The organism is Pseudomonas sp. p50(2008) (assembly GCF_015351605.1).
GTDB lineage: Bacteria > Pseudomonadota > Gammaproteobacteria > Pseudomonadales > Pseudomonadaceae > Aquipseudomonas.
Map to the genome: position 1 here is coordinate 528,061 of NZ_JACMYF010000002.1, position 14,884 is coordinate 542,944.

At 61.2% G+C, this 14,884-nt stretch carries 12 protein-coding genes; 8 read left to right on the forward strand and 4 right to left on the reverse strand.

All coding sequences use genetic code 11. The features are described from left to right. Positions 1-51: 51 nt before the first annotated feature. On the reverse strand, positions 52-501 hold the full coding sequence (gene cadR, locus H7698_RS07480) for a Cd(II)/Pb(II)-responsive transcriptional regulator (protein ID WP_162438373.1): 450 nt from the start codon (positions 499-501) through the stop codon (positions 52-54). Between the two features lie 85 nt (positions 502-586). Here cadR and H7698_RS07485 point away from each other — a divergent pair, with 85 nt between their 5' ends. The 7 genes from H7698_RS07485 (at position 587) to H7698_RS07515 (ending at position 9,663) form a co-directional block, all read left to right on the forward strand. Then, positions 587-2,884, forward strand: coding sequence for a heavy metal translocating P-type ATPase (locus H7698_RS07485; protein ID WP_194691007.1), 2,298 nt, complete (start codon positions 587-589; stop codon positions 2,882-2,884). Between the two features lie 16 nt (positions 2,885-2,900). Then, positions 2,901-3,764 carry a LysR family transcriptional regulator gene (locus tag H7698_RS07490; RefSeq protein WP_194691008.1) on the forward strand — a complete coding sequence of 288 codons (864 nt, stop codon included), beginning with the start codon at positions 2,901-2,903 and terminating at the stop codon, positions 3,762-3,764. A 222-nt stretch (positions 3,765-3,986) separates the two neighbouring features. Further along, positions 3,987-5,063: a putative 2-aminoethylphosphonate ABC transporter ATP-binding protein gene (locus H7698_RS07495; protein ID WP_194691009.1), complete on the forward strand. Its 1,077-nt coding sequence runs from the start codon at positions 3,987-3,989 to the stop codon at positions 5,061-5,063. Further along, positions 5,063-6,787, forward strand: a complete 1,725-nt coding sequence (locus H7698_RS07500; RefSeq protein WP_162438369.1) for a putative 2-aminoethylphosphonate ABC transporter permease subunit — start codon at positions 5,063-5,065, stop codon at positions 6,785-6,787. The genes H7698_RS07495 and H7698_RS07500 overlap by 1 nt, the downstream gene beginning before the upstream one ends. Positions 6,788-6,819: 32 nt before the next feature. Continuing rightward, on the forward strand, positions 6,820-7,845 hold the full coding sequence (locus tag H7698_RS07505; RefSeq protein ID WP_162438368.1) for a putative 2-aminoethylphosphonate ABC transporter substrate-binding protein: 1,026 nt from the start codon (positions 6,820-6,822) through the stop codon (positions 7,843-7,845). Positions 7,846-7,969: 124 nt separating this feature from the next. Then, positions 7,970-9,103 (forward strand): TIGR03364 family FAD-dependent oxidoreductase, encoded by a 1,134-nt coding sequence (locus H7698_RS07510; protein WP_194691010.1) that lies wholly within the window; start codon positions 7,970-7,972, stop codon positions 9,101-9,103. Then, the gene (locus H7698_RS07515; RefSeq protein ID WP_194691011.1) at positions 9,103-9,663 is read left to right on the forward strand and encodes a phosphonate degradation HD-domain oxygenase; all 561 of its coding nucleotides are present in this window, start codon (positions 9,103-9,105) and stop codon (positions 9,661-9,663) included. Before H7698_RS07510 ends, H7698_RS07515 begins: the two co-directional genes overlap by 1 nt. Positions 9,664-9,793: 130 nt before the next feature. On the opposite strand, the gene H7698_RS07520 is transcribed toward H7698_RS07515, so the two are convergent. Beyond that, positions 9,794-11,158: a GTPase/DUF3482 domain-containing protein gene (locus H7698_RS07520; RefSeq protein WP_194691012.1), complete on the reverse strand. Its 1,365-nt coding sequence runs from the start codon at positions 11,156-11,158 to the stop codon at positions 9,794-9,796. Next, positions 11,151-12,521 carry a DUF2868 domain-containing protein gene (locus tag H7698_RS07525; RefSeq protein WP_194691013.1) on the reverse strand — a complete coding sequence of 457 codons (1,371 nt, stop codon included), beginning with the start codon at positions 12,519-12,521 and terminating at the stop codon, positions 11,151-11,153. Before H7698_RS07525 ends, H7698_RS07520 begins: the two co-directional genes overlap by 8 nt. An 85-nt stretch (positions 12,522-12,606) precedes the next feature. Between H7698_RS07525 and H7698_RS07530 the strand changes: the two genes are divergently transcribed. Beyond that, complete coding sequence (locus H7698_RS07530; RefSeq protein WP_194691014.1) at positions 12,607-13,119, forward strand: dihydrofolate reductase; 513 nt, start codon at positions 12,607-12,609, stop codon at positions 13,117-13,119. Between the two features lie 120 nt (positions 13,120-13,239). On the opposite strand, the gene H7698_RS07535 is transcribed toward H7698_RS07530, so the two are convergent. After that, positions 13,240-14,631 (reverse strand): L-cystine transporter, encoded by a 1,392-nt coding sequence (locus H7698_RS07535; RefSeq protein WP_194691015.1) that lies wholly within the window; start codon positions 14,629-14,631, stop codon positions 13,240-13,242. Between the last annotated feature and the right edge of the window lie 253 nt (positions 14,632-14,884).

Consider the following 14,884-nt stretch of genomic DNA (forward strand, 5'->3'; position numbering starts at 1 on the left):
AAAACCGCTATCGCTAGCAGGCTAGCTCCCACATTGGGATCTGTGGAGTATTCAGTGGCCGTGACTGCGGCCCACATGCGAATGCTCAACTTCCGTCGCCACAACCCCGCCACTCACTTCCAGCCGCTGCAAAATCCCGCACTGTTCACTGTCCGGCCCCTCACCACAGCGTTGGCGCAGGTCGATCAGTTGTGCCTGTAACGCCATCAGCCCGTCGATCCGCGCCTTGACGTGATGAATGTGTTCATCGACCAGCGCATTCACGCTTTGGCACTGGTCCTGCGGACTGTCGCGCAAGGCGAGCAGGCTGCGGATCTCTTCGAGGGTCATGTCGAGGGTGCGGCAATTGCGGATAAAGGTCAGTCGCTCGGCGTGGGCCTGGGTGTAAACGCGATAATTGCCATCGCTGCGGGCCGGCTCTGGCAGCAGGTGTTCGCGCTCGTAGTAGCGGATGGTCTCCACGGCGCAGTCAGTGAGTCTGGCCAGTTCTCCGATCTTCATGATGGCAATCTCCAAAAGGGTGCTTGACCCTATAGTGGCTACAGGGTTTTTACTTGGCAACAGGCACCTTCATGGACGCGACCCGATGAGCGATTCCCTTCACACCCACAAACACAAGACTGATCACGATCACGATCACGATCACGATCACGATCACGATCACGATCACAGCCACAAGCTGCAGCCTGCACAGAAGCATGACCACGGCGGCCACGGCGATTCCTGCTGCTCCTCGAAAGTGGCCCCCCCGTCGCTGATCAGATTGAGCGAAACACCGACCGACGGCGCACGACTGAGCAATTTCCGCATCGACGCAATGGACTGCCCGACCGAGCAGACGCTGATCCAGAACAAGCTGGGCAAGCTCGCTGGCGTCCAGCAGCTGGAATTCAACCTGATCAACCGGGTGTTGGGCGTGACGCACGACCTGCCGAGCACCGCGCCAATCATCGACGCGATCAAGTCGCTGGGCATGGTGGCCGAACCGCTGGAGCAGGGCACCGAAGCGCCAGCTCCCATCGCCGTGAAAAAACACTGGTGGCCGCTGGCCCTGTCCGGCGCTGCCGCCCTGGCGGCAGAAGTCATCCACTTCACTAGTGCTGCACCGGACTGGGTCGTGGCGGTCATCGCGCTGATTTCGATCCTCAGCGGCGGCCTGACCACTTACAAGAAAGGCTGGATCGCCCTCAAGAACCTCAACCTGAACATCAACGCGCTGATGAGCATCGCGGTAACGGGTGCGATCCTGATCGGCCAGTGGCCGGAAGCGGCCATGGTGATGTTCCTGTTTACCGTGGCCGAATTGATCGAGGCCAAATCTCTCGACCGCGCGCGTAACGCCATCGGCGGCTTGATGCAGATGACGCCTGAAAAGGCCACGGTGCAACAGGCGGACGGTAGCTGGATGGAGCAGGACGTCAAAGCCATCGAACTGGGTGCGCGAGTACGGGTGCGTCCCGGCGAGCGAATCGGGCTGGACGGTGAAGTGGTTTCCGGCAGCTCTACCATCGATCAGGCGCCGATCACCGGCGAAAGTCTGCCGGTGGAGAAGACTGTCGGCGATAAGGTGTTTGCCGGCACGATCAATCAGGCAGGCTCTCTCGAGTATGCCGTGACCGCCGCCGCCAACAACTCGACCCTGGCGCGAATCATTCATGCCGTCGAACAGGCCCAGGGCTCGCGGGCGCCGACTCAGCGGTTTGTCGACCAGTTTTCTAAAATCTATACCCCGGCTGTGTTCATCTTCGCCCTGGCGGTCGCGGTCATTCCGCCGCTGTTCATGGGGGCGCTGTGGTTCGACTGGATCTACCGGGCATTGGTGCTGCTGGTCGTTGCCTGTCCATGTGCACTGGTGATTTCTACACCGGTGACCATCGTCAGCGGCCTTGCGGCGGCGGCGCGCAAAGGCATTCTGGTCAAGGGCGGCGTTTACCTCGAAGGTGGTTACAAGCTCGATTACCTGGCGCTGGACAAGACCGGCACCATCACCCACGGCAAGCCGGTGCAGACCGATTATCTTTCGCTTGATCCCACTGCCGATCGCACCGCCCCGGCGATTGCGGCCGCATTGGCCGGTCGTTCGGACCACCCGGTCTCGCTGGCGATTGCCAACGCTGCTGTGGATAAACAATTTGCAGCGCTGACTGTGGATAACTTCGAAGCGTTGGCCGGTCGCGGTGTACGCGGTGAGATCGACGGTCAGACGTACCACTTGGGCAACCATCGCCTGGTGGATGAGTTGGGCCTTTGCTCGCCCGAACTGGAAGAGAAGCTGTTCGCGCTGGAAAAGCAGGGTAAGTCCGTGGTGCTGTTGCTCGACAAGTCCGGGCCACTGGCGTTGTTTGCCGTAGCGGATACGGTCAAGGAGTCCAGTCGCGAAGCTATTCAGCAACTGCACGACCTGGGCATCAAAACCGTGATGCTGACCGGGGATAATGTCCACACCGCGCAAGCGATTGCCACTCAGGTGGGCATTGATCAAGCCCAGGGCGATCTGCTGCCGACCGACAAACTGCACGCTATCGAAGCGCTTTATGCGCAGGGGCATCGAGTCGGCATGGTGGGTGACGGTATCAACGATGCGCCGGCCCTTGCGCGGGCCGAGATCGGTTTTGCCATGGCGGCCGCCGGCACCGATACAGCTATTGAAACCGCTGATGTAGCCCTGATGGACGACGATCTGCGCAAGATCCCGGCGTTCATCAGCCTGTCGCGGCAGACGTCGACCATCCTTAAACAAAACATTGCGCTGGCATTGGTCATCAAAGCGATCTTTCTTGGGGTAACCTTCGCCGGGATCGCCACCATGTGGATGGCGGTGTTCGCCGACATGGGCGTCAGCCTGTTGGTGGTATTCAACGGTTTGCGCCTGTTGCGCAAGTAAGCGATGAGGAAAGGGTGTGCTGAGTGCCGATCTGAAGGCGTTTTACATGGTGGCCCGTCTGGGCAGTATTACCCTGGCGGCGAAAAAGCTCGGCCTGAGTCAGCCAACGGTGACGACCCAGATTCGGCATCTGGAAAGCCAATACTCGGTTGAGCTGTTTTACCGTGGCGGTCGCCGCCTCAGCGTCAGCGAGGAAGGTGCGCGGCTGCTGCCCATGGTCAAGGCGCTCATGCAGCAAGAGGCTGACATCGAGTTCTTCCTGCGCAACAGCGGTCAGGTGCAGGGCACGTTGCGCATCGCAGCTACCGCGCCGTATTACATTCTCGATCTGGTGAAAACCTTCCGTGCGCGCTTGCCCCAGGTGGAGGTGTCGGTAGAGATCGGCAACTCCCAGCAGGTGCTTGAAGCGCTGGAAGAGTATCGGGTGGATGTCGCAGCGTCATCGCAGTTGCTCGATGATGCGCGGCTGATTCGCCGGGTGCTCGGTAGCGACCCGCTGGTGCTGGCGGTGCATCGCAATCATCCGCTGGCCGTGCATGACCATGTGCCGCTGAGTGCGCTGGCCGGGCACACCTTGCTGATGCGCGAGTCCGGGTCGACCACTCGGCGATTGACCGAAGAACTGCTGTCCAGCGCCGGGGTGAGCTTCGGACCGCTGCTGGAGATCGGCAGCCGGGAATCAATCCGTGAGGCGGTACTGCGCAACATCGGCATCAGCATCATTGCCCGCCAGGAAGTGCCCCATGATCCACAATTGCGCGTGTTGACCATCGAGAATGCACCGCAGATTTCCGAGTATTTGTATTGCCTCAAGGAACGCAAAGGCGCGCGGTTGCCGGCGGCGTTTCTGGGGTTGGCGCAGGAAATGGCCCCGGCCTGAAATCTTCATTTCCTTTGATTGCCTCATCGCGGGCAAGCCACGCTCCCACAGGTTTTTCACATTCCTGTGGGAGCGGGCTTGCCCGCGCTGACGTCAGTCCAGACAACACATCGTTTCAACCAAAATCCCCGAATACCACTATCAGCCGTTTTTGCCTCACTGCCACATGACGGACGCATTACATCCCTAGGATGGCCCTCATCTGCTTGATGAGGTCTGTCCATGAACAACGCGATCGCAACTGCCCTGACCAACCCCGGCGCCCCGATGAAAGTGCGCGGCGTGCAGAAACGCTTCGGCGCTTTCACTGCACTGGATAACGTTTCCCTCGACGTCGCTGCGGGTGAATTGGTCTGCCTGCTCGGCCCGTCGGGCTGTGGCAAAACCACCTTGCTGCGTTGCATCGCCGGCCTTGAAAAACAGGACAGCGGTGAGCTGTACCTTGGTGATCGCGACGTGTCCCACCTGGCACCGCAAGCTCGTGACTACGGCATTCTGTTTCAGTCCTACGCGTTGTTCCCCAATCTCACCGTCGAAGCGAACATTGCCTACGGCCTTGCGGGCAGTGGTCGCGACGAAGTGCGCAAGCGCGTCGGTCAGATGCTGGAACTGGTCGGCCTGCTCGGCAGTGAGAAAAAATACCCCGGCCAATTGTCCGGCGGCCAACAGCAACGTGTCGCCCTGGCCCGAGCCCTGGCGCCGGCACCTTCGTTGCTGCTGCTGGATGAGCCAATGTCAGCCCTTGACGCCCGGGTTCGCGAGCACCTGTGCACCGAGCTGCGCCAGCTGCAACGCAACCTCGGCGTCACCACCTTGATGGTCACGCACAATCAGGACGAGGCCATGCTGATGGCCGATCGCATCGCTGTGATGAACAACGGCAAGGTCGAGCAGTACGCCACCCCGCAGGAAATCTACGATCGCCCGGCGACGCCGTTTGTGGCGGAGTTCGTCGGCCAGGGTAACTGGCTGCCGTTCAGCCGCAGCAGTGACAGCCATGCGCAGGTTGGCGGGATGAACATGCGCCTGGCCGCCGGCAGCGCGAAAACCGCGTCGGGCCGTCTGTTCTGCCGCCCTGAAGCCATCAACGTCAACCCGCCGGTGCATGAGGAGAACCTGTTTCCGGCCAAGGTTCGCGAAATCACCTTCCTCGGCAACCGTTGCCGCATGAGCTTCGAGCTCGATCAACTGCCGGGCCACGCGCTGCTGGCGGAGCTCGCGCCGGAAGCCATGCCGCGTCTCGGCGCGCAACACATCATGGTCGCCTTGCCTCCACGCAGCCTGCAGGTGTTTGCCTGATGAGCGCGAACATCGCGCTGCCGATACCGCACAAGCAGGTTCGGCAGACCTCCCGTGCCGAGATCGGCGACCGGGTGTTCGTGGTCGGCGGCAAAGTGCTGTTGCTGGTGCTGCTGGGTGTCGCGGTATTGATGCCATTGCTGGCAATCTTCTGGCGCGGGTTCAGTGCTGAAGCCGGGCAGGGCGGCGGTCTGGTCGCTGCTCGCGAGTTGGTGACCAGTGCCAACTTTCATTGGCTGCTGGGCAATAGCCTGAAGGTTTCCCTCAGCGTCGCGGCCATTGTCGTCCCGCTGGCTTACCTGTTTGCCTACGCCCTGCAACGCACATTGATTCCAGGCAAGGGCATCTGGCGCGGCATGTCGCTGCTGCCGTTGATGGCGCCGTCGATGCTGCCGGGCATTGCGCTGGTTTATCTGTTCGGCAACCAGGGCATGCTGCGCGGCCTGCTCTCGGACAACATCTACGGTTTCTGGGGCATTGTGCTGGGCGAGGTCATCTACACCTTCCCGCACGCCTTGATGATTTTGCTGTCAGCCCTTTCTCTTGCGGATGCGCGCCTGTTCGATGCCGCTTCCAGCATGGGCGCCAGCCCTGCCAAAGCCTTTCGCAGCATCACCTGGCCTGCGACCCGTCAGGCGGTGTTCGCCGCGTTCTGCCTGGTGTTCACCCTGACCATTACCGATTTCGGCGTGCCTGTGGTGGTCGGTGGTGACTATCAAGTGCTGGCGCTGGAAGCCTACAAAGCGGTGGTCGGCCAGCAGCAGTTCGGTCGCGGCGCTTTGATCGGCATGGTCCTGCTGTTGCCGGCGCTGTTCAGCTTTGGTGTCGACGCCTGGCTGCGTCGACGTCACGGCGACTCCATGAGCGGCCGCGCGCAGGTCTTCCAGCCGGCGCCGTCGAAGCTGCGGGACGGCTGCTACCTGGCGATCGTGATGCTGATCTGCGCGGTGTTGCTGCTGGTGTTCGGCATGGCGGTGTACTCGTCGCTGGTGAAATTCTGGCCTTACAACCTGTCGCTATCCCTCAACCATTACCAGTTCAATGACACGGCGGGCGGCGGCTGGCTGGCCTATGGCAACAGCGTGAAGATGGCGCTGTGCACGGCATTGATCGGCAGCGTACTGATCTTCACCGGCGCCTACCTGATGGAAAAAACCAAGGGTCAGCGTGGCCTGAATCTGGCGTTGCGCATGCTCAGCTTCGTGCCGATGGCGGTGCCGGGCCTGGTGTTGGGTTTGGGTTATGTCTTCTTTTTCAACCTCACCGGCAACCCGCTGCACGTGCTCTACGGAACCATGACCTTGCTGGTGGTCTGCACCATTGCTCACTATTTGACCACTGCGCAAATGACCGCGACCACTGCGCTGCGCCAACTCGACGCCGAGTTCGAAGCCGCCGCGCTGTCGCTCAAGGCGCCGCTGTATCGGCACTACCTGCGGGTCACCGTACCGATCTGCCTGCCGGCGCTGCTGGACATCGTGCGCTACCTGTTTGTCTCCGCCATGACCACCGTTTCGGCCGCCATCTTCCTCTACAGCCCCGACACCATCCTCGCGGCGGTGGCGGTGCTGAACATGGATGACGCCGGCAATGTGGGCGGCGCGGCAGCGATGTCGACCCTGATTCTGTTCACCTCGGCGGGCGTGTCCCTGCTGCTGGCCTGGGCTTCGCGCGGCTTGCTACGCCGCTCCCAGGCCTGGCGGCAGACCGCGCCTGGTCATTGATTCATACCCTCAACTCACACAGGAATTGCACCATGTTCAAGCCTTTGGCCCTGGCCGCTGCTGTCCTCACCGCTTTTAGCCTGAACGCCTTCGCGGCGAAAACCGAGTTGACGGTGTACACCGCACTCGAAGCCGAGCAACTGAAGACTTACAAAGAGGCTTTTGAAAAAGCCAATCCAGACGTCGAGATCAAGTGGGTGCGTGATTCCACCGGCATCATCACCGCCAAACTGCTGGCCGAAAAAGCCCGCCCGCAGGCTGACGCCGTGTGGGGCCTGGCCGCGTCGAGCCTGGCGATTCTCGATCAACAAGGCATGCTGCAAAGCTACGCACCCAAGGACCTGGGCAAGATCGGCGTCAATTACCGCGACGCCGCCAACCCACCGGCCTGGGTCGGCATGGACGTCTGGGCCGCGACGATCTGCTTCAACACCGTCGAGGCCGAGAAGCAGGGTTTGACCAAGCCTGTGAGCTGGCAGGACCTGACCAAGCCTGAATACAAAGGCAAGATCGTCATGCCTAACCCGGCTTCGTCCGGCACCGGTTTCCTCGACGTCAGCGCCTGGCTGCAAACCTTCGGCGAGAAGCAGGGCTGGCAGTACATGGACGACCTGCACCAGAACATCGGTCAGTACGTTCACTCCGGTTCCAAGCCGTGCAAGCTGGCGGCATCGGGTGAGTTTCCGATTGGTATCTCCTTCGAATATCCGGCCGTTCAGTTGAAGCGCCAGGGCGCGCCGCTGGACATCATCCTGCCGAAAGAAGGCCTTGGCTGGGAGATCGAAGCTACTGCGGTGATCAAGGGCACGCAGCATGAAGACGCGGCGAAGAAGCTTGCTGACTTCTCCGCCAGCCCGGCGGCAATGGAGCTTTATAAAGAGAACTTCGCGGTGCTCGCTCAGCCAGGCATTGCCAAGCCGCAAACCGAACTGCCAGCGGATTATGAGCAGCGTCTGATCAAGAATGACTTTGCCTGGGCCTCGAAGAACCGCGATGAAATCCTGACCGAGTGGCGCAAGCGGTATGACGGCAAGTCCGAGAAAGTGGCTGCCAAGTAAGATCTTCATTGGCTGATGGGGCCTCATCGCGGGCAAGCCCGCTCCCACAGGTTTTGTGAACACCAAGGACCCTGTGGGAGCGGGCTTGCCCGCGATGGCGATTCCAAACTCAAGGCATCTCTTCATGACACACCAAGACGACATACTGATCGTAGGCGCGGGCATCCTCGGCCTGTCCCACGCTTACGCCGCTGCCAAGCGCGGCCTCAAAGTCCGTGTTTTCGAACGCAGCGCTACACCCATTGGCGCCTCGGTGCGCAACTTCGGCCAGGCGCTGGTCACCGGCCAGCCACCGGGCCCGATGCTTGAACTCGCAAAGGCCAGCCGCGAGATCTGGGGCCAATGGGCCAAAGTGGCTGGCTTGCAACTCAAGCGCAACGGCTCATACCTGTTCGCTCGTACCGAAGCGGAAGAACACCTGCTGGAAGTCTTCTGCGAAGGCCGCGCCATCGAGCATGATTACCGCGTTGACCTGCTACGCGGCGCGGCATTGCGTGACCTCTACGGTGGCCAGTTCCGCCATCACCGAGCCGCGTTGCACGGTCTGGACGATCAGCAGCTGTATTCCCGCGAAGCGATTCCGGCCCTGATCGATTACCTGCGCCGCGAACTCAGCGTCGAATTTCATTTCTCCACACTTGTGCGCGACATCGAACCGGGGCGCTTGCACAGCACCGCCGGGACCTTCACTGCGCAACAGATCATCGTCTGCTCCGGTCATGACTATCAGACCCTGCTGGCTGAGCCGATCGCCGCGCTCAACCCGCAGATCTGCCGCTTGCAGATGCTCCGCGCCCGACCGCAGATCAACCTCAACTTGCAGCACGCGGTGCTCACTGGATTGAGTTGCGTGCACTACGGCGCCTTTGCCGATCTGCCGGAAGCGGCGGCGGTGCAGGCGCAGATCTTGCGGGACGAACCACACCTGCATGAGAACGGCATTCACCTGCTGATCAGCCCGACGCCTTACGGCGAACTGATCATTGGCGATTCGCACCATTACGGCAGTGACCCTTCACCGTTCAACGCCGAGCAGGTGGACAACTGGATGATCGAACTGGCCGAGCAAACGTTGGCCTGCAAGATCCAGGTGGTCGAGCGCTGGCAAGGAGTCTACGGTGCGCGCGGGCCGGGGCCGTTCTCGTTCTTGCGGCCGGCACCCGGTGTGAGTGTGGCGTTGATGCACACGGGCGTCGGCATGAGCGTCGGTCCGGCGATGGCCGAGCGTAACGTCGCGACGTTGTTGGGAGAGGACTGATGGACCGCCATGAACAGGTGATCGCCGAGGTATTTGCGCTGTACGAGCGCTTTGGCGGCAGCGATTACATTGGTGAGCCGGTGTCGCAGATCGAGCACATGTCCCAGGCCGCCGAGCTGGCAACAGCTGAAGGCTACGATGATGAAGTGGTGCTGGCGGCGTTCTTCCATGACATCGGGCATATCTGCGCTGCCGGAAGCGCCGAGAACATGGCTGGTTTCGGCGTGGTGAGTCATGAATGCCTCGGCGCGGATTATCTGCGACGCGCCGGGTTCAGTGAGCGCATGGCGCGGCTGGTGGAGTACCACGTCCAGGCCAAGCGCTATCTGACGCTCAAGGAGCCTGGGTATTACGAACGCTTGAGTGAAGCCAGTCGTCGTACTCTGGACTATCAGGGCGGGGTGATGACCGCTGAAGAGGCGCAGGTTTTCGAGCGAGATCCGTTGTGCGCGATCAGTGTGCGCATGCGGCAGTGGGATGAGATGGCCAAGGAGATGAATGTGCCAGTGATCGATCTGGATTTTTTGAAGGAGAAAGCGTTGCGCCTGTTGGCGGCGTAAAGACTGGAGTCCGTGTTGCTGCCATCGCGAGCAGGCTCACTCCCACAGGGAATGTGTGTTCATCACAGATCCATGTGGGGGCGAGCCTGCTCGCGAAGGCCCAGCCCAGGCAATACAAATGCTTGAGCTTCTACAACTGTCCCGCCAGCACCTCAATCTGCTCCTGCCTGTCCGCCTGATTCAGCTTCGCCTGCGGGTTCAACGACGACCACTGCGGATGCGCCCGAGCCTTGGTCAGGGCTTCGGGCAGTTTGCCTTCGCGCCAGGTTTTGTCCTGGGGCGTAGCGACCTGGATGCTGTCCATCGCCGCGTGTCCGCGCTGGTTCAAGGCGAGCACCAGCTGACGCTGACGCAACGCCAGCAATCGCAGCACGCTGTCGTCGACGGTCAGTTCGCGCTGTCCTTTGATTTTGCCCATTAACCGACTGCCATAACTGCGGGCGGTTTGCAGGGCGCCGCCGGCAATGGCCCCGGCCAGCGCGGCTGCGCCGAGGGTCAGGCCGCCGACCAGCAGGTCTACGCCAGCCCCTGCTGCCGCGCCGGCTGCGATGCCGCCGCCCACGCGCACACCCAACTGCTTGAGGGTTTCGGGGTTGAACAAGTCATCGCCCCAACGGCCATCGAGCAGCGGCAAATCACTGGCCGCCGCGTCCTGCGGGCGAAAGGCGTAGAGCTTGAGGAGCGCCTCGACGCAACGTTGCTCACGTTGGCGTACTGCTTTGCGCAGTTCGCTGATCGCCTGTTGTTCCTGCTCGGGCTCACTGACCACACTGCGTCGGCAGGCGGCGCAATCGATCAACAATTCGGCAATCAACCGCGCTGCACTTTGCTGACGGGCCAGGCGCTGAGCCTGCTGATCGGCGATCAATCGCTCGAGCTGGGGGCGAGCATTTTCAAGCAGTAGCGCGAGACTTTCATACAGCCGACGTTCGCCATCTTCCGGCGGCGCGACACTGTCGAAGCGTACCAGGGCGTGCAATCCAAGGCGCGCCAACGCTTCACGCCAGTCCGGTTCGCGATGGTTGGCGCTGCTGACAAAGTTCAGCACTGGCAGCAGCGGTTTGCCGCAGCTGGCCAGTACTTCCAGTTCGTCGCGGTACTTGGACAGCACCGGCTCGCGGGCGTCGATCACGTAGAGGCCAGCGTCGCAGGTGAGCAGTTGGCGCAATACTTTGGCTTCCTGTTCGAAACGCTGCCGGGCTTCGCTGCCTTCCAGGAAACGGGCCAGTCGCGCGGGGCCGTCGAGGCGTTCGCCGGGGCGTTCAATGCGCTCCAGAAAATCGAGCAGGGCGATGGCGTCTTCCAGCCCGGGGGTATCGAAAAGGTCGAGCAGCGGCTCGCCATCCACTGACAGGCGTGCGCCTTCGACGTGTCGTGTCGTGCTTGGTCGATGGGAGACTTCACCGAATCCGACATCGCGGGTCAGGGTGCGCAGTAACGAGGTTTTACCAACGTTGGTGTGGCCCACGACTGCCAATTTCAAAGGTTTAGTCACGACCGTTCTCCAACCAATTCATCGGCGCGCTGTCAGCGTACGGCAGCTCCAGCTGATGCAGCGCGGTGTGCCAGTCGCCCAGACGCTCGGCATCCAGTGCTTCACCGGGCGGCGCCTGCAACAACCAGACGCGCGTCTCGCTGGCATTGCGCGCGAGTTCGGCGATCAGCGCCAGGCTGCCACGATCCGGCGAGCGCCGAGGGTCGCACGCAATGGCCAGGCGCGCGGGTGGAAAACGGCTCAGTTGTTCAAGAAGTTTGTGGCGCGATTCACGACTGTCGAGGATGCCCGCGTCGCTGACATTCTTCGGCAGTGGCGGCGGCCACGGGCGCTGATCATCCAGCTCAATGGCGACCAACAGCGCACCGTCGCTTTGCAGGTCGCTGACGCCGCTTTCCACACGATGCAAATGCTCGGGCGCGGCATCGCTGATGCCCAAACGCTCGCTGGTGGGCATCAACCTTTCGCGCAGTTGAGCGTAACCGGGGAGGTTCAGATCGAGGCGTAATTTTGCCTGACCGGTTTTCCAGCGCCACAGGCAGAACAACGCCAGTAACAGGCGCGGCAACACGCCATAAACCACCAGCACACCGACCAGCCATGTGGCCCAGGCCTGGCGCGCGCTTTCGATGTTCAGTGCCGCATCGCCGCTGGCGCGAATCATGTCCACTGTCGGAATAGTGAAGCCGAACAAGGCAGGCAGGGCGCCAAGGGTGCGGGTCATGGCGACAAAAGTGTCGGCGCTGAGCAGGGTGGTTTCCCAGACGAAGCCGTAACGCCGGGTCGCCATCAATGTCAGCAGCATCATCAGGGCACTGAGCATCGCCAGTAACCACAAGCCGTTGACCAGCACGCCGATCGCCCAGCGATTGAGTTTCTGCCGTTGCAGTAACAGCAGCAGGGCGGGTGCGAGTTGTGCGGCTTTAGCGTCGCGGGCAAGTTTTTCACTGAGCCATAACCACAAGCGCCCGAGGCTGGCACCGTGTTCACCGGCAAACACCAGGCCCAGCGCCCAGCTCAGCAACAAAATCAGATTCAGCCCGAGCAGGCTGCCCAGGGCCCAGAACACATTGACCGGGGTTTGCCCGTCGCCCAGTGCTGCAAACGCCAGCCCGGTGCCGCTGATCACGGCCAGTACGGCGAGAACAATCAGCGCCAATCGTGCGCCTTGCAGCCAATGCTTGAGGGCGTTGGCCAGTCCATCGCGTTCAGCCAGCCACAGGGCCCGGCGTTGAATCCGTGCCGGCAAGTCGCCGCCAGCACTGCGGGCCAGTCGATTGGCTTCCAGATCATCCAGAGGACCAGCGTGTTCTTCGCGCAGACGAATGGTTTCCGTCAGCCAGAGGTTATTCAGTTCAGTCACGCGGCATCCCGTCGCTTCATTGAACGGTGAGCATAACCGCTGTGGCGCTTATCGGGGTATGGGACGCTCTGGTATCCTCGCTGGCATGACTAAATCACTCCCCCTCAGCCTGATCGCAGCCCTCGGTGAAAACCGCGTGATCGGCGTCGACAACAGCATGCCCTGGCACTTGCCGGGGGACTTCAAATACTTCAAGGCCACCACCCTGGGCAAGCCGATCATCATGGGTCGCAAGACCTGGGATTCCCTGGGTCGTCCACTGCCGGGACGATTGAACATCGTGGTCAGCCGTCAGACTGATCTGCAGCTGGAGGGCGCGGAGGTATATCCGTCGCTTGAGGCGGCCGTCGTACGCGCAGAAGAATGGGCCAGAGAGCAGGGCGTCGATGAGGTGATGCTGATTGGCGGGGCGCAGTTGTATGCACAGGGGTTGGCGCAGGCTGATCGGTTGTATCTGACGCGAGTGGCGCTGAGCCCGGAAGGGGATGCGTGGTTTCCGGAATTCGATTTGGAGCAGTGGAAACTGGTGTCCAATATCGAAAATCCGGCGGTGGACGATAAGCCGGCGTACAACTTCGAAGTCTGGGAAAAAGCCTGATCTGTGGCGAGGGGATTTAGCGAAACGTCGCACCGCCCCGTTGGGTTGCGCAGCGACCCCATTATTTTGGGGCTGCTGCGCAACCCAACGGGGATGAATCCCCTCGCCACGAAGTTATGTTTAAGCCTGCACCAACTCCGAATGCTCATCCGCATCCAGCAGTGCTTTGTCCGTCTGCTGCATCACCTGGCTGGTAATCGCACCGGCCGCAATCGACCCGCTGACGTTCAATGCCGTACGACCCATGTCGATCAGTGGCTCAACCGAAATCAGCAACGCCACCAGTGACACTGGCAAGCCCATCGCCGGCAGCACGATCAGCGCGGCGAACGTTGCGCCACCTCCGACACCCGCCACACCGGCCGAGCTCAGCGTCACAATCGCCACCAGCGTCGCGATCCACAGCGGATCCAGCGGGTTAATGCCCACGGTCGGTGCAACCATCACCGCCAACATCGCCGGGTACAGACCGGCACAACCGTTCTGGCCGATGGTCGCGCCGAACGAAGCGGCAAAACTGGCGATGGCGTGTGGAATGCCCAGGCGGCTGGTCTGCGCTTCGATGCTCAGGGGAATGGTCGCGGCGCTGGAACGGCTGGTGAAGGCGAACGTCAGCACCGGCCAGATCTTGCGGAAGAAGCGCAGCGGGTTGATCCCGGCTGCCGAAACCAGCAGGCCATGCACCACAAACATCAGGCCCAGGCCGATGTAGGACACCACCACGAAACTGCCGAGCTTGATGATGTCTTGCAGGTTCGAACCGGCGACCACTTTGGTCATCAGCGCCAACACGCCATACGGCGTCAGCTTCATCACCAGACGCACCAGACGCATCACCCAGGCTTGCAGGGTGTCGATGGCGTTGATCACTTTCTGACCTTTTTCGACGTCATCCTTCAGCAACTGCAGCGCAGCGACGCCAAGGAATGCGGCGAAAATCACCACGCTGATGATCGATGTCGGCTTGGCGCGCGCCAGGTCGGCGAACGGGTTCTGCGGGATGAACGACAGCAGCAACTGCGGCACATTCAGGTCCGCGACCTTGCCCGCGTAGTCGGTCTGAATGGTTTGCAGACGGGCGATTTCCTGCGTGCCAGCCACCAGACCTTCTGCGGTCAGGCCGAACAGGTTGGTCAGGCCGATACCGATCAACGCGGCGATGGCGGTGGTGAACAGCAGCGTGCCGATGGTCAGGAAGCTGATCTTGCCCAGCGACGACGCGTTGTGCAGACGGGCCACTGCACTGAGGATCGAGGCGAACACCAGCGGGATGACGATCATTTGCAGCAGCTGCACGTAACCGTTGCCCACCAGATCGAACCAGCCGATCGAGGCTTTCAGCACCGGGTTGCCGGCACCGTAAATGCTGTGCAAAGCCACACCAAACGCCACGCCCAGTACCAGCGCGAGCAGGACTTTTTTGGCCAGGCTCCATGTAGTGTGGCGGGTTTGTGCCAGGCCAAAGAGCAGGGCGAGGAACACCAGCAGATTGAGGATCAGCGGCAGATTCATTGAGACTCCGATAAAGACTTGTGCCAGCAGCCTTCCGGGGCAGCTGCGAACCGGCAAGCCTAACAGCTTGAAAACTAATGATTTAATACCAAAAACGTATGGCAACTGTCGTTTTTGGAATAAGCGCGCGTCGCTCTCAGGGATGCATCTGGCGCAATGGGTGCGGTAACGGTCGCTGACAGACGAGGACCGTCATATTTATTTGTTAGCGTCGGTTTCTTTGACTCAGGGTCTTTTGATAAGGAATGCATGC

Bases quoted from the DNA above. Each gene is read 5' to 3' on its own strand.
- H7698_RS07510 (WP_194691010.1), top strand. From the start codon at position 7,970: ATGACACACCAAGACGACATACTGATCGTAGGCGCGGGCATCCTCGGC.
- cadR (WP_162438373.1), bottom strand. From the start codon at position 501: ATGAAGATCGGAGAACTGGCCAGACTCACTGACTGCGCCGTGGAGACC.
- H7698_RS07530 (WP_194691014.1), top strand. From the start codon at position 12,607: ATGACTAAATCACTCCCCCTCAGCCTGATCGCAGCCCTCGGTGAAAAC.
- H7698_RS07485 (WP_194691007.1), top strand. From the start codon at position 587: ATGAGCGATTCCCTTCACACCCACAAACACAAGACTGATCACGATCAC.
- H7698_RS07500 (WP_162438369.1), top strand. From the start codon at position 5,063: ATGAGCGCGAACATCGCGCTGCCGATACCGCACAAGCAGGTTCGGCAG.
- H7698_RS07515 (WP_194691011.1), top strand. From the start codon at position 9,103: ATGGACCGCCATGAACAGGTGATCGCCGAGGTATTTGCGCTGTACGAG.
- H7698_RS07505 (WP_162438368.1), top strand. From the start codon at position 6,820: ATGTTCAAGCCTTTGGCCCTGGCCGCTGCTGTCCTCACCGCTTTTAGC.
- H7698_RS07495 (WP_194691009.1), top strand. From the start codon at position 3,987: ATGAACAACGCGATCGCAACTGCCCTGACCAACCCCGGCGCCCCGATG.
- H7698_RS07535 (WP_194691015.1), bottom strand. From the start codon at position 14,631: ATGAATCTGCCGCTGATCCTCAATCTGCTGGTGTTCCTCGCCCTGCTC.